8 protein-coding genes are annotated in these 17232 nt (G+C 46.4%); all 8 read left to right on the top strand.

The annotated features are described in order from the left end of the window. The first annotated feature begins 338 nt into the window (after positions 1–338). A complete protein-coding gene (locus tag AC59IL_RS30855) occupies positions 339–5897 on the top strand; it encodes a PKD domain-containing protein (RefSeq protein ID WP_496556103.1) in 5559 nt (1852 codons plus the stop codon). 226 nt (positions 5898–6123) lie between these two features. Further along, on the top strand, positions 6124–7122 hold the full coding sequence (locus tag AC59IL_RS30850) for a PorP/SprF family type IX secretion system membrane protein (RefSeq protein WP_496556102.1): 999 nt from the start codon (positions 6124–6126) through the stop codon (positions 7120–7122). Between the two features lie 152 nt (positions 7123–7274). Continuing rightward, on the top strand, positions 7275–9296 hold the full coding sequence (locus tag AC59IL_RS30845; RefSeq protein ID WP_496556101.1) for an OmpA family protein: 2022 nt from the start codon (positions 7275–7277) through the stop codon (positions 9294–9296). Positions 9297–9427: 131 nt separating this feature from the next. After that, positions 9428–10447 carry a PorP/SprF family type IX secretion system membrane protein gene (locus tag AC59IL_RS30840; RefSeq protein WP_496556100.1) on the top strand — a complete coding sequence of 340 codons (1020 nt, stop codon included), beginning with the start codon at positions 9428–9430 and terminating at the stop codon, positions 10445–10447. A 189-nt stretch (positions 10448–10636) separates the two neighbouring features. Continuing rightward, positions 10637–12793 (top strand): choice-of-anchor J domain-containing protein, encoded by a 2157-nt coding sequence (locus AC59IL_RS30835; RefSeq protein ID WP_496556099.1) that lies wholly within the window; start codon positions 10637–10639, stop codon positions 12791–12793. 84 nt (positions 12794–12877) lie between these two features. Continuing rightward, positions 12878–14833 (top strand): T9SS type B sorting domain-containing protein, encoded by a 1956-nt coding sequence (locus tag AC59IL_RS30830; RefSeq protein WP_496556098.1) that lies wholly within the window; start codon positions 12878–12880, stop codon positions 14831–14833. A gap of 118 nt (positions 14834–14951) precedes the next feature. Beyond that, entirely contained in the window at positions 14952–15515 is a 564-nt protein-coding gene (locus AC59IL_RS30825; RefSeq protein WP_496556097.1) for a collagen-like triple helix repeat-containing protein, read from the top strand. A 350-nt stretch (positions 15516–15865) separates the two neighbouring features. Further along, a complete protein-coding gene (locus AC59IL_RS30820; RefSeq protein ID WP_496556096.1) occupies positions 15866–17212 on the top strand; it encodes a TolC family protein in 1347 nt (448 codons plus the stop codon). Positions 17213–17232: the final 20 nt, after the last annotated feature.

The raw sequence follows: 17232 nt of genomic DNA, 5'->3' as shown, positions 1-17232 counted from the left end.
GCCAGGGGGATCCTGAGCGAAGTCGAAGGATGGTGGAGTAAAAGGATGAGCGGAGTCGAATCCTGAACCAAGTCGAAGGACGCTCCTGGCGCACTCCGATGTGCGTATGTAAATTTTGATTATCCTGACCGGGGCTTTATCAGTCTAAGCTTATGATACAGTGGAGAGGCGGCAATAACTGGCAGATCATAAACGCAGCAGCTTTTCTGCCGGCATTGAAGCCCTCCACTGACCCCGGACGGGAGTTGATCGTACTCTTTAACACTTTATCCTGAGCGATGTGCCCGACGAAGGCGGAAGCCGAAGGGCTCATTGCTCTTAGCTAAAAATGATGACATATGCAGGTGAACAACATACATTCAACAGGTAAGCGCATACCCCGTCAGGTTGGTGGTACAATAGTTTTTGTTTTTACTTTCCTGTTGTGCGGCATATTGTCGTTTGCACAGAACATAAGCAACCGGGGTAAAGAATTTTGGGTGGGATACGGGCATCACCAGTTTATGGAAACCGGAACCAATGCCCAAAACATGGTGTTGTACCTGAGTGCCGAAGATCAGCCGGCGGTTGTAACGGTAACCATCGACAGCAGTTCGCCGTTTCAGGCAACCTGGTGGCGGAAAACCTATACTATTCCTGCCTATACAGTCATTGCTTCGGATATTATTCCAAAAGGTACCAATAATGTAGCGGCCGCTGCAGGCGATCCGCTCAGTGATCCCAACTTCGATGCGCGGTTGTATACCGATCCGCCACCGGCCGGAACAGGAGGCGCAGGTGTTTTCAGAAAAAAAGGCATACATATCGAAAGCAATGTGCCCATTGTAGCTTACGCACATATTTATGGAAGTACTTCATCAGGTGCTACCATGCTGTTGCCGGTAACTGCCTGGGGATATTCGTATGTGTCGCTTAATAGCAAGCAGGATTATGCGAATAATTGCTACAACTGGATGTATGTAATAGCGAGTAAAGACAATACCAAAATACAAATTACACCTTCGGTATTAACAAGAGCACAGGATAAAACAGGTTTGAGCCCGAATAACAGCATCACGGTAAACCTGATGAAAGGGCAGATATACCAGGTGATCGGCGCCAACGATGGCGCCGATGGCAGTGGTAACGGCGGCGCCGCTTCTACCGGTAAACAATTAACAGGCACCACTGTACGATCAATAGCCAATGCAAGCGGCGATTGTAGCCCTATTGCCGTTTTTGCAGGTAGCAGTCGTACTTATAATCCCGCTTCGTGCGGAACCGGAGGAGGCGATAATGATAACCAGCAACTGTTTCCGCAGCATGCCTGGGGCAAACGATATATTACCGCTCCTTTCTCAGGATCATCTGATCCCTTGTCGTTTGGGATAAGCACCTATAAAGTAGCGGTTCGGGACCCAGCTACAGTTGTAAAACGTAACGGACAAACCTTAGGGGGATTAACCAACGGAAACTTTTATGTATTTGAAAGCAATACTGCAGATGTAATAGAAGCCGACAAGCCCATAGAAATGATGCAGTTTATGACAGGCGGCGGTTGCCTGGGATCGGGCGGTTTGGGCGATCCTGAAATGGTAGTGCTTAGTCCGGTTGAACAGGCCATCAAACGGGTAGGTTTTTTCAGGAATAATAAAGAATCTATTACCGTAAACTATGTTACATTAATTGTTCCCACAGCAGGAGTGGGGAGCCTGCAAATTGGTGGCCCCGGTGGTACTGTAACACAATATCCGCATCCCAATGCACCGGGTTATACAGTTGTTATGAAAAGATGGAATTCGCCGTTGCCACCGGCCGCTCCATTGGGACAATGTATTGTAACCTGCGATTCGGCTTTTACCGGCATTACCTATGGCGAAGGAAGTGTTGAAAGTTATGCTTATAATGTGGGCACTTATTTAAATAACCTGAATGCAGTAGGTAGTGTACATAACCTGCCCGATACCACGAACGGCGGAAAGAACCGGAATGCGTTTACCTGTGTAGGCACACCGGTTAAATTATCTGCGCTCATCCGGTATCAGCCATTAAAACTGGTATGGAACCTCAGTGCACTGGGTAATGTTATTACACCCAATGCCGATACAACCATAGACCCCGCCTCGGCGATCTATGATGGTACCGTAACTTTAAACGGAATACTCTATTATAAATACGCATTACCCAATAACTATTATTTCAGCGCTCCGGGAACCTATGAAATTCCCATCAAATCAACCAGCTTATCGCTTGATAACTGTAATAATACCGAAGAACTGAAGATTACAGTAGAAGTTAAACCAAAACCAACAGCTGATTTTACCTTCTCGCATCCCACCGGTTGTATAAAAGATACCGTGTTTTTCACCGGTCCCGCTTCAACCGGAACTTACAGCATCGGGCAGTGGAACTGGACCTTTGCCAATGGCGGTAAAGACAGTGTGCAAAACCCCGTGAAATTATTAACCACCACAGGCCAGCAGCCGGTGAAGTTAACCGTGGTTACGGCCGACGGTTGTTTGGCCGATACCTCGAAACAAATAATTATTTATGCACCGCCTGCAGTTACTATGAATGCCACGCCAACAGCGGTGTGCGAAGGAGGCAGCATTACTTTCAATGAAACAGCTGCCTATACAGGGCCGGTTGCGGTTAACAAATGGTACTGGGATTTTGGCAATGGCACAACAACCACGCCCGCTAATGGAAATCCGCAAACAGTAACTTATTCAAAGTACGGCACCTATACCGTTAAACACGTGGCTAAAGTAAGCAACCTGTGTGTGAGCGATACGGCGAATGTTCCCGTTACGGTGTATGCCAAACCAATACCCGGCTTCAGTTATCCGGCCGGCTGTTTACCGGCAAATGGCCTGGTACAGTTTACCGACACTACAAAAGTGCCGGATGCGCAGGCCATAACTTCCTGGAGCTGGAACTTCGGCGATCCCAATGCCACAACTGCTAACCCGAACACATCAACGCAACAGAGCCCTACACATACTTATAATTTCGGCAACTATAATATTACCTTCAGCGTTACCACAGCCAATGGATGTACAAAAGATACTACGGTGGCGGCTACCTTTAGTTTGCGGCCGCAATTAAACTATCCGGCTTTACCGGCAGTTTGTGAAAATATTACCGCTCCTGTAACGGTTGCTACTGCTACAGTAACCAACGCGGTGCCGGGTACCGGTATTTATCGCGGGCCGGGTACTTCTGCAGCCGGTGTGTTTAATCCATCGGTAGCCGGTGCAGGAACGCATACGATCACCTATGTATTCACTACTTCCGGTGGTTGTAAAGATTCCGTTACCAGCACTATTACCGTATATCCAAAACCCGTATCCGCATTTACGGTAAATGCAGGAATATGTTTAAACCAGTCGGCCAATTTTACCGATCAGTCAACCATTTCATCAGGAACTATAACATCATGGAAATGGAACTTCGGCGACGGTATCTGGGTTACCAACAACAATAATAATTCGTTCACGAAGTCGTGGACTGCCGCCAATACCTATACAGTAAAACTGGTTACGATAAGTGATCATGGATGTATAAGCGATACTACCGCAAAAGTCGTAACGGTGTATCCTGTGCCTTCGGCCGACTTTACGTTTACGCACCCAACAGGTTGTATAAAAGATACGGTACGCTTTACAGGCCCCGCTTCAACCAGCACCTATACTATTTCGAAATGGGACTGGACTTTTGCCGGCGGTGTTATCGACAGCGTTCAAAATCCTTCGAGGTTATTAACAACCACCGGTGCACAAACTGTTACGTTAACAGTGACTACTACCAATGGCTGCACGGCTACTGTAACCAAACCAATTACCATTTATGCGCCGCCGGTAACTACTTTAACGGCGACCCCGGCAACGGTTTGCCAGGGTGAAAACATAACCTTCAGCGAAACTTCGTCGTACGCAGGTCCGGTGGCTATTAACACCTGGTACTGGGATTATGGCAATGGCACTACGGCAACAGCCGCCAACGGCAATCCGAAAACATATGCTTATCCCAATTATGGCATGTATACCGCAAAGCATGTGGTGAAAGTGAGCAGTGCCTGTATAAGCGATACGGCGCAAATGGTTGTGAGGGTATATGCAAAACCAATTCTTGGAGTAAGTTATCCCGTTGGCTGTTTGCCTTTAAACGGAGTAGTACAGTTTACTGATACATCTAAAACACCCGATGGGCAAACCATAGCTGCCTGGAACTGGAACTTTGGCGATCCCAATGCAACGGCCACCAACCCCAACACTTCCACGCAACAAAACCCATCGCATATATATACATCGTTTGGAAATTATAATATTCATTTTACCGCCTATACAATAAATGGTTGTTCAAGAGATACAACCATAGCCGCTACGTTTGCGGTGCGGCCACGACTGAGTTATCCTGCATTGAATGCTGTTTGTATAAATTCAGGTAATGTATCGGTGGCAACAGCTACTGTTACCAATGGGGTACCCGGTACCGGTGTATACAGCGGACCTGGCACTACCGCAGCAGGTATGTTTAATCCCGCTGTAGCAGGTGTTGGAACACATCTCATTACTTACACCTTTACATCAACAGGTGGTTGTACTGAGTCAATTAAAAGTTCCATTACTGTTAATCCCAAACCAGTGGCCGCATTTACAGCAAACAATGATATCTGTTTAAACCAGTCGGCTACGTTTACCGATCAGTCGACTATTTCTTCAGGCACCATAACAGCATGGAAATGGAATTTCGGCGACGGCAACTGGGTTATCAAAACAACCAATACTTCCTTTACAAAATCATGGGTTGCTTATAACACGTATTCTGTAAAACTGGTTGCAGTGAGTGATCAGGGGTGCACCAGTGATACGGTAACCCGGCTTGTAACAGTACATCCGCTGCCGGTAACTGATTTTAGTTTACCTGTAGCGGTATGTATGCCGGGCGGTTTGGCCGAATTTAAAAATAACACAACCGTAGCCGACAATGCGGCGCTGACCTACACCTGGAACTTCGGCGATGGCAGTGCGGTATCGCATGCAACAGATGCCAGCCATGTGTATGCTTCAACTGGCTCCTATAATATACAACTGGTAGCAACTTCATCATGGGGTTGTACCAGCCAGGCAACAAAACCATTATCATCTTTCTTCGATAAACCGGTGGCTGCCTTTACCGTAGCACCCGATACACTTTGTCAGGGGGCTGAGAGTGAGTTTACCGATGAAAGTACAGCCGGCAATAATAATGTAAGTGGCTGGACCTGGGGTTTCGGTGATGGCAGCACATCAACACAGCAAAATCCCGTCAAACGATACAGTTCGCCCGGTGAATATACTGTGCAACTGCGTGTAACCAACAGTGTTGGTTGCGCATCGGAAATTGCTTCAAAGCAGGTGGTTGTATACCTGCAGCCGGTAATTGATGCAGGACCCTCGTTTGTTGTGCCGGAGGGCAGTGTGATTCAGTTCAACCCAACTGCCAACGATTCAACCGTATTGAATTTTAGCTGGTCGCCCGCGCCGGGTTTGAACAACGCCACTAAACTGCGGCCGGTATTGCAGGCCTTGTACGACGAAACCTATACGTTAACAGCTACCGGCGAAGGGCTGTGTACCGCTTCGGATAAATTAACCGTGAAGATCCTGAAGCCGGTTACCATACCCAATGCCTTTTCGCCCAACGGCGATGGTATTCACGATACATGGGTAATTACCAATCTGAGCGACTATCCCGGTTGTACGGTAGAAGTGTTCAACCGGTACGGACAGCGGGTATTCTATTCTTCCGGTTATGGTAAACCGTGGGATGGAACCACAAACGGCAAGCCGCTGCCAATGGCGACCTATTATTATGTTATTCATTTAAAGAATGGTTTTGCGCCGAAGTCGGGATCGATCACAATTGTGAAGTAAGGCATAAGGAACAAGGCACAAGATTCAAGGAACAAGGTACAAGTAAAAAAAGATTGTAATAAATGAGCTTAGGTACGAAGCAGGGTTTTTTAGGAAGGGAGAAGTTGAAAGACACTTCTCCCCTTATGAAATGAAAAGAAAAATTTAAATAATAACAAACTCCGTGCACAATGCTTACTCCCCTTTAGGGGGCTGGGGGGTGGACGGGGGTACAAAACTAAACGTGATGAGAACGAGTATAATTCTGTTGATAGCGGCCTGCGTGGCCGGTAATGTAGTACGGGCGCAAACCGATCCGCACTTTTCCCAATACTATGTATATCCTTCCTGGCTGAACCCGGCATTAACGGGCGCTTTTGATGGCGATTACCGCATATCGGGTATATATCGTTCGCAGTGGGGAAACATCAGCAGTCCGTTCTCTACACCGGGTTTGTCGGCCGATTTCACTACCAGTAAAAATTCAAACTTCGGCGCCAGCATATTAAATCAAACGGCGGGCGATGGTGGATATAATTACCTCACTGCTTACGGAAGCTACGCATACACGGGCGTACGGTTTGGGCCGCAGGAATATCATCGCATAGTGATGGGTATGCAATTAGGCATTATACAACGCAAGTTCAATCCATCGAAGTTATCATTCGGCGATCAGTGGAATCCGATCACTGGGTATAACCCCGGCACTCCAACGGCTGAAGTATTCAGAAAAACATCGGCTACTTCTTTTGATGCCGCCGCCGGTATTTTATACTACGATGCACAGCCGGGTAAAAAGATGAACCTGTTTGGCGGGTTTTCGGTGTCGCACCTTACCCGTCCCGACGACCAGTTCAGTGCAACCGGTAATGGAAGAATTCCCATGCGATTTACGGCCCATGCAGGGGTGAGAATAACATTGAATGAAATGTTAAGCCTTACACCAAACCTTTTGTACCTGAAACAGGGAACGGCGCAGGAAAAAATGGCGGGTGCATATGTGCGTATGATCGCAGCGCCGGGTACCGATTTTATGCTGGGGGCCAATTACCGCTTTAAAGATGCTTTATCGCCCTATGTAGGGTTTGCACATAAAAATATGGTGTTGGGAGTGAGTTATGATGTAAATACCTCCGATCTGGGAAAGATGGCGCATGGTTCGAACAGTTTTGAAATTTCATTATCCTTTATCGGAAAAAAATCGGTTAAAACACCTGAAGTAGATTTTGTCTGTCCGCGTTTATAGTCATAGGTACACCAATGTCCTGAAAACAGCGGTTGGTTTCTACCAACCGCTCTATTAAAAAAACAATACCCTGATATATACACACAACGATTGCTGCCTATGAAATTATAACTCCGCCCTCCGGGGCGGAGCATAAAAAAACAACATGCATTATGAGAAAAATAATTGTTACCGGAATGTTGGGATGTAGTTTGGCAACTGCCAACGCCCAGTTTACATATGATTATTTGCGGGCCGCAGATAATTATTACAAGAAAGCTGATTATTATTCGGCTGCCCAGTATTACGAAAAATACCTCGGCACTGCCGGCAATAAACCAAAAACCGCTGAGTATAATCCTTATACGGTTCCTTCATCGGCGGTTAAAAAAAATACAACTCCGGTAAGCAGCCGGCAGCAGGCATTGTACAGAGTAGCCGAAAGTTACCGCCTGTTACACGATCATGCCCGGGCTGCAGATTATTACCGGCAGGCAATAACCGAAAGTGCGACAGAGTTTCCGCTGGCGCGTTATTATTATGCCATTGAGCTAAGAGCACTGGGTAATTATGAAACGGCTGAAAAGGAATTTAATCATTTTCTCGACGAACATAGAACCGAAGATCAGTACAGCGAAGCTGCTAAAAAAGAACTGATGAGTTTGCGGTTTATTCAAACCCAGCTGGTGAAAAAAGACCTGAAGCTGTACAATGTGCAAAAAGCCGCTGAGCCGGTGAATGTGGAAGGCGCCAATTATGCACCTGTATGGCTGAACGAAAACACCTTGCTGTTTACTTCAACCCGAATTGACAGCACTTCAAAAGTTCAATCGCATATAAACCGGGTGTTTTCAACAGAGGTGGTAAATGGTCAGCCCGGTGATATCAGGCTGCTTTCGCTGCCACAGGCCAATGCCATACACCAGGGTGCTGTGAGCCTTACACCCGATGGCAATACCTTGTTTGTTACCCGCTGGACAATAACAGGCGGTAAAAAAGTATCTGCCATATACAGCAGCAAAAAATCGGGTAATGGATGGAGCGAACCTGTATTGCTCGATAGTACGATCAATAGCACCGGCTTCAGTACACAACAACCTTTTGTAATGCCCGATGGCAAATACCTGCTGTATGCCAGTGATAAATCGGGTGGGTATGGAGGTTTTGATCTTTGGTATGCCGAACTGGATGCAAACGGCAAACCTATACCGCGCGAGCGCGGTACAGGTAACCTCGGCAACGTGATCAACTCGGTAAACGATGAACAGGCGCCTTACTATCATGCGGCTTCGGGTACACTGGTTTTTTCGGCCAACGGGCGAGTAGGCATGGGTGGCTATGATTTCTTTTACAGCAAAGGCACTATCGATAATTGGAATGCGCCTGTAAACTTTGGTTACCCGGTTAACTCGGTAAAAGACGATGTTTATTTTGTAAGCAGGGGAACAGCAAAGAATATGCTCGAAGATGTATGGCTCAGCTCAGACCGTTCTGCCAAATGCTGTCTTGAATTATTTTATCTGAAAAAGGTACAACCTAAAAAGCAGGTAACCGGCCGCGTTGTTGCCTGTGGTGAGCAATCTCCGCTCGGCGGCGTTACCGTGAAAATATTCGATACTGTTCAAAATAAAGTGCTATACACGCAAACGACGTATCCCGACGGCAGCTATTCATTTACATTGGATGAATACCAGCCTTTAAAGGCAGTTGCATCGATAAATGGTTATTCCGACGGTTCATTGCCTTTTTATTCACCGGTCGATGCGGAGGCGGAAGAACTCATCAATCCTAATATTTGCCTGGTAAAAGATGTGCCGCCGCCGGTTGAAGAACCTGTGGTGCTGCAGAATGTGTATTACGATTTTGATAAGGCAACCCTTAAACCCGAATCGCATGCGGCATTGGATCAACTGGTTGAAATGCTGAACGCACATCCTGATATGATCATTGAGCTGGGCGCTCATACCGATAACCTCGGCAGTGATAAATACAACCAGCGTTTGTCAGAGGCGAGAGCAAAGAGTTGCGTAGCCTACCTCATCAGCAAGGGTATTGATAAAAACCGTTTGCAGGCAAAAGGCTATGGTTCATCACAACCCATTGCGCCGAACAAAAACGACGATGGTACCGATAATCCCGAAGGAAGACAGCAGAATCGTAGAACGGAGTTTAAAGTAATAGGCAAGGGTCAATAGGCAGTAGGCAATGGGCAATAGGCAATGGGAAGGTGCCGTCAGGCACTAAATGTTGGTAGAAAGGTTTTACGTGTTGATATCGTCCTGTAGGGACGAAACATAGTGGTATGTGAGCTTTTAAAAAACAACGTATGAGAAAAGCAATTTGTTTAATGACGGCCGTATTGATAGGTGTGCAGGTTTCGGCGCAGCAGAAACCGCATTACACACAGTATATTCTCAATCAATATATCTTAAACCCTGCCTTAACGGGTATTGAAAATTATACCGATATAAAAGCCAGTCACCGGCATCAGTGGGCGGGCGTGCAGGATGCACCGGTAACAACTTATGTAACCATTCATACGCCGATCAATAAAACCGATTACCGCACCACGGCCACTTCATTCGATGTGCCGGGCGAAAACCCGCGCGGTAAAAGATATTGGGAAGAATATACGGCCGCTGAACCGCATCATGGCATTGGCATGCAGGTGATCAACGACCGTACCGGCCCGCTGAATTATTTTTCGGCTTACGGCACCTATGCCTATCATATAGGTATCAGTGCAAGGACCAGTCTGGCTGCAGGTTTTGGCGCCGGGTTTACCAATATCAGCCTAAATACCAACAAGCTGAATTTTGGAACGGTGCAGGTTGATCCGGCTGTATATAACAATAGTGTGATCAATACCGTGAAGCCAGATTTCATGGCAGGTGTGTACCTGTATTCGGCAGATTATTTTTTAGGTATATCGGCACAGCAGATCATTCCGCAAAAAGTGAGCTTTTCTGATAATACCGTAAAAACTTCCAGCGGAAAAATAATTCCGCATGTATTTGCCACGGCAGGATACCGCTTTCTGCTGGGGGAGGACTTCAATCTGATTCCATCGGTAATGGTAAAGTATGTACAACCCACGGCAACGCAGGTAGATGTGAATGCCAAGCTGCAATACCTCGATAAGGTATGGATCGGCGCCAGCTACCGGTACAACGACGGTTTTGCCGGTATGGTGGGATTAAACGTTGGCAGCAAATTCAATGTGGGGTATTCCTACGATTATACAACATCCGGTTTGAATGTAGTGAGCAAAGGTTCGCACGAAATCATGATCGGCTTTTTACTCGGCAATAAATACGATGATGGATGTCCGAAGAATGTGTGGTAGAAATAGGCAATGGGCAATAGGCAATAGGCAATGGACAATAGGCAATGGGCAATAGGTAATAGAGCCCGAAGGGCTTGTATGAGAATAGCTCCGGGTGAAACCCGGAGGGAAAGGTATCGTTATGGGTACAGCCCCGAAGGGGCTGAATGTAGGTCGAAAAATCATCCCTCTATGTAAAATAATTATAGAATGTCATTTTTAAAAGTAATAAGACACAGTGCAGCTGTAACAATGATTCTTATAATGGCTGTAACCCTCAAAGCGCAACAGCCATCTGTAAAAGGACGGTGCGCTACCATGCAATTGCTCGAAAGCAGTTTTGCCAAAGATCCTTTGTTAAAGGCCCGGTTCAGCAACAGCAAATCGCAATTGCAGATGGCAGTTGCACAGCGGCTAATACAGCCTTCGGCACGTATTGCTGCTACAACGGTGTATATTCCGATAGTATTTCATATTGTGCTTACCGACCCAACCACAATTACCGATGCGCAGATACAGGCACAGCTGGATACACTGAATAAAGATTTTGCCGGCCTCAATGCCGACTCGGTAAACATTCCGGCAGCGTTTAAGCCTTTATTCGGTAAATCGATCATTCAGTTTAAGCTGGCGCAGCGTACGCCCAATGACCAGCCCACCAATGGCATTGTGCGCAAAGTTACTACCCTCAATTCTTTCAGTATATCGAACGACGGTGTTAAATACAACAGTTCCGGTGGCGATAATGCGTGGGACCCATCCCGTTACATGAATGTGTGGGTTTGTAAAATTTCAGGTGGTATTCTGGGCTATGCAACGTTTCCCGGCAGTAGTGCTCAGTCGGCTCAGGGCGTGGTGATCCTGAATAGCAGTTTGCCCGGAGGCGGAGCGCCTTACGACAAGGGCAGGACCCTTACGCATGAAACCGGTCATTATTTCTTTTTGTATCATATTTGGGGCGATGATAATGGCGCCTGCACCGGATCAGATGACGTAGACGATACACCCGATCAGGGTGATGCCACTTTTGGCTGCCCCGGTGGCGCCGTAATAACAGATAACTGTACAGATACTGCACCGGGTATTTTACATGAAGATTTTATGGACTACACCGATGATGCGTGTATGTTTATGTTTACCATGATGCAGGCAGAGCGTATGGAAACGTCGCTCAGTTTAAACCGCAGTTCCCTGCTTACTTCAAACGGTGCTGAGCCGGTTCCTTTAAAGACCCTCGATGTTGCGTTGAACAACAGCCCCGATATGCCCACGCGCGTGTGTGATGCATCGGTTTCACCGGTTGTGCTGATTCGCAACAAAGGTGCTGCGACAGTTACATCGGCGAATATTATAACCAGTATCGATGGAACAACTGTTGCTACAACCCACTGGAATGGTACTGTGCAAAGCCTGGCAAATGTACAGGCTTATGCAAACCCTGTAACGCTCACGGCAGGCATACATTCGGTTACTGTTACAGTGGCCGATCCCAATGGCGGTGCCGATATGGATAATTCAAACAATACCCTCACTTATTCAATAGCCTATTATCCGCCGGTAACTATTCCGCTGACAGAAGATTTTGAAGGCACCACCTTTCCTCCTCCCGGATGGGATATTGTAAACCCCGATAACGCCGCTACCTGGCAGCATATCACCAGTGTGTCGAAGAGTGGTAACAGTGCGGTGATGATACCCAATTATACCTATGAGGTAGAAAATGAAAAAGATTATCTGCGATTACCCCAGACTGATATTACCAATGCCGATTCGGCTTTCCTGTCGTTTCAGGTAGCAACGGCAGAACGAAACAATTCGGGCGTATTCAATATTAAGTTCGATACGTTGCAGGTATTGATAAGCACCGATTGCGGAAAATCCTACAACAGTTTATATAAAAGAGCAGGTTCATCATTAAACACCGGTGTAACCACAACCAGCCAGGCTTTTGTGCCTGCTGCCGGTGAATGGCGAAAAGATTCGGTTGATCTTACCCCTTACATTAATAAAGGGCCTGTTATGCTGGCCTTTTTAAACACTACCGAAAATGGTAACAATGTGTATATCGACGATGTACGGATATACAAAAAAGCAGCAGTGAATACCAAGCTACGCGAAAAAAGCTGGCTGGTTACGCCCAATCCGGTTAAAGATAAAGTGACTGTACAGTTTTATCCATTGCCTGATAATCTAAAAGGCATTTCGATATACAACAGCGCCGGACAGAAAGTGGCAGAACAATTGATCCATGCGCCTGCGGCATCTTACGGCAGCTATCAGTTCGATCTGGGGCGATATGCAAGCGGCGTATATATAGTGCAGATAGTATTCAGCGACCGGACGGAGTATCAGAAAATTGTTAAGTGAGCATCAATAAACAGTGCCACGGTTACCCTGGCGATGAAAACAAACCGTGGCGCCGTTACGGCCAAACCAAAACTTTATCCTGTAATGAAACACATATTACGAATGATGGTGCTGCTGGCAGCATGCAGGTGCAGCGTGGTACATGCGCAAACCTTTACACCCGTTAACGTAACCGGATTCAATAACGATATTGTTGCCGAATCAGGCACCAGCTCGTTCGCAACAACAACCTGTGTGCTTGATCTCAGTAATTATGTATTGTATTCCGCTGCATTTGCTGCCGCCAACAGCATGTTGGGAGGTATGGTAAACAATGGCTATGTAAATGCCGGTACGGGTATATATCAGCTGGCTTCCTATACGGCCAGCAATGGCCTGTATCTTTCTGCTTCGGGCAACGCGCCAAATACAAGCGCATCCGGCGTTCTTACATTATCATCGCCTGCCTCTTTTTCAAAAATAAGTTTGCTTGTTTTTAGTACCGAAGGAAGCAGTACGCTGGGCATTGTGTTGAAGTTTACCGATGGAACAACAGTGAATGCCGGCAATTATACAGTGGCCGACTGGTTCATCGGCAACAATATTGTGTATTCAGGATTTGGCAGAGTAACCCGTAAAACAACGGGCCCTTATACGCCCGATGGGTTATCGGGCAATCCGCGTTTTTTCCCATTGGATGTATCAATAGCCTGCGCCAATCAAACAAAATTATTGCAATCTGTAACCGTTAACTACGTTTCGGGCAGCGGGTCTAATTCAAGAGGGGTAGTGCTGGCCGTATCAGGCATGGCCTATACACCACTGGTGGTCAATTCGTTTATAACAGCAGCCGGCTGTGGCAGCTCTAATGGCAGCATCAAGCTCAGTACAACAGGCGGTACACCACCGCTTAGTTATTTATGGAATACAACGCCTGCGCAAACTTATTCAACCGCTTTGAACCTTGCAGCAGGTAACTATACATGTACTATAACCGATGCTAATGGATGTACAACCACCTGGCAGGGAACGGTTGATAAAAAATCGGGTGTAACGCTTTCGGCAACGGCCAGTTCACCGGAGATATGCGCCGGAAGTCAGGTAACATTGACCGCTGCGGTAGCGGGTGGTACCGCTACAGGTTATACCTGGAACCCCGGTAATGAAACAGGGCAGGCAGTCACCGTGTCGCCGTCTTACACAACTACTTATTCTGTAACTGCACAGGATGCTTTCGGATGCGAAGTGGCAACCACCGTTCCTGTTACTGTAAAACCCTTGCCGGTAGCCGGTTTTAAAGTTGTTCCTGATACCGTTTGCTGGCCGGGCGAGCAACAGGTGCAGTTTACAGGAAGTACAGGTGCATCAGCATTGTACAACTGGAACAACTTTGCCGGGGCTGCCATAAAAAGCGGAACAGGCGCCGGACCATATGTTATTCAGTTTGCCAGGCCCGGTGATTATACATTACAACTACAGATAACCGAAAACGGATGCACGTCTGCCGTAGCGTTGCACGAGGTGAATGTTGCGGGTCCGCTGCAGGCGCCGATGGTCAAAATAGTTAATGCGACAACTAATAGTATCACCTTCCTGTGGCTTCCCGTTGCAGGAGCAGCCGCATACGAAGTGAAAATAAACGGCGCCCCGTATGCCAGCGGTAATCAAACCATGTATACGATAACTGGTTTAAAGCCTCTGCAAACGATACTCATCGAAGTTACTGCCCTTGGAGCTTTAAGCTGTCAGATGAGTGCGGTTGCGTCGGCATCGGGCAAAACATTAAGCGACGAAATATTCATTCCTAATTCATTTTCACCAAACGCCGATGGTATGAACGATAGCTTCAAACCATATGGCAATGCAATAGCATCAATGGAAATAAAAATATTTAACCAGTGGGGTGAGCTGATTGCCGAAAGCCGCGATATAACTGCCGGTTGGGATGGTACACACAGGGGAAAACAGCAGCCAATGGGTGTATACTCCTACGTAATTCGATTAGTGCTTACAGATGGAACAGAGGTGCTGCGAAAAGGGGCTGTGAACTTAATACGATAGCTAAGAGAAAACGAGTCTGTGGATTAATCACCAAAATTAAAACGAGTAAAAAAAGAAAAAAGATAGCTCTTAGCGCAACTGCATATTTTTTAATTCAAAACAAATAAAAACCAAGAACATGAAACGCACACATCAATTTAGCCTGCACCATTTATTTTATTTTATGCTGGCTATTGCTTTATCGGTTACTGCCTGTAAAAAAGGCGATCCCGGCCCAAAGGGAGATACCGGCGCTACAGGCGCTACCGGTAATGCCGGCGCCAAAGGCGACAAAGGCGATCCCGGAACTGCAGATGTAAAGTATTCGCCCTGGCTCGATTTAACCTTTACAGCGGATACTACCAACGGCATCTTTTTCAATCTGATTAATGACACAAAGATCACTGAAGATATTTTGTCTAAGGGCGAAATAAAAGTGTATTGGAACTTTGGCACAACCGCTAATAAGCTTATTGTTCCGCTTCCTTTTTCAGGGGCATTCAGTATTCAATCCTTTTATTCTGCCGGGCAAATAGAACTGGATGCTTCGCAGAATGTTTCTACGTTTACTGATGCATCGAACAATAAACGGTTTCAATACCGCTACATAATTATTCCCGGTGGCACAGCCCTGCGTACCAGCACAAAAATTAACTGGAATAATTATGAAGAAGTGAAGGCATATCTGGGATTGAAAGATTAATAATTTGATGGTTCGTTTAAGAATTGCGTAACCGCACGGGCTTGTTTAAATAAGGCACAAAATACAAGGTACAAGGCACAAGGTCATGCGGTTTACACAGGCTATTTAAATATGAACGACTTGTGCCTTGTACCTTGAGCTTTATTGCTCCTGGTATGGGCAGTGCTTTTTCTCGTGCGTTACGTTTGGCCCCGCCGTATGGCGGGGTTTTTTGTTTTTAAAGCTTCGTCGCAAACTTTTGCCGGTTCGTCTCATCATGCCATTCCACGGCGCCCGCCATAGCTACTTTTGAGTACACATTCCCTTTAGGAAGATAGGAACATACAATCGGATAATTTGAATTTGAGTTTATGAAGAAGATACTATTAATATTAGCTATAGTAACAGGCGGGCTCATACCGGTGATTCAGGCACAGGACAGCACAAAGCAATTACCGCAAACCTGGACTTTGCAGGACTGCCTCGATTATGCAAAAAAGAACAATATACAAATCAACTCGCTGCAACTTTCGGTGGCGTCATCTGAACAGGACCTGTTGCAGGCAAAAGCAGCCGTGTTACCGAATGTATCAGGCTCCATTTCACAAAGCCTCGTGAACAGTAAAAACGCCAACCCGGTGGTGGGTGGTTTTCAAACGCAGGCCAGTGTTTCGGGTAGTTACGGACTTAATTCTTCCCTTACGCTTTATAATGGCGGCTACCTGAAAAATAACATCAAATCAAAAGACCTGAGCGTGCAAATAGCCGGTTTGAATGTGCAGGAAACGCAGAACGATATTAGTTTAAGTATTGCACAGGCCTGGTTAAATATTCTGCTGGCGAAGGAAAATATCGTGTCGTATGAAAACGTGCTGGCAACTTCAAAAGAACAGTTAAAACAAACGCAAACCCGTTTTAATGCCGGCAGCATATCGCGTAAAGAGCTGGTGCAGGTACAATCACAGGTGGCCGGTGATGAATATAACCTGGTTAATGCCGGCAATACGCTTCGCGGTAATACGCTTTCATTAAAACAATTGCTTCAGTTGCCTGTCGATTACGAATTGAACGTGGTTGCGCCTGACACCGTCGATGTACAGCAAACAACCCCTTCTTTATTGAACGGCCTCAATGATGCGCTCAATACAAGGCCCGAAGTAAAAAATAAAGAAGTGTCGGTACAACTGACGCAGGTTGAGCTGAATAAAGTAAAGGCCGGGGTAAAGCCCACCATTTCGTTGAGCGCCGGTTTATCATCGGGTTACTCAAACAACCAGGACTACAAATATTTTACGCAGATCAACAATAACTTTTATCAGTCGCTCGGGGTAACGGTAAGCATTCCTATTTACAGTCGCCGTACCAATAAAACAAGTATCGAAAAGTCGAAGATATCTATTGAGCAGGCAAACCTGTCGTTGATGCAAACAAAAACTACGCTGAGTCAACAGGTTGAGCAGGCATATATAAACTGGCAGAACGCCAAAGCTCAATATGCTGCTGCTGAAACGCAGCTCAATGCCAGCAGGGAAAGTTACGATATAACCAATGAGCAGTTGCGTTTGGGAGCAGTAAACATAGTGGAATGGCAACAGCAAAAAAGTACGTACGTACAGGCAATGCAGTCATTTATGCAGGCGAAGTATACCGCTATCCTGTATAACAAGGTATATGAGTTTTATACGGGAAAACCTTTGACAATTGGCAATAGGCAATAGGCAATTGACAATCATCGGGC

This window comes from Niastella sp. sgz303648 (assembly GCF_059587045.1).
The sequence above is the reverse complement of the archived record's forward strand: the minus strand, read 5'-3'. Positions and strand labels throughout refer to the sequence as shown.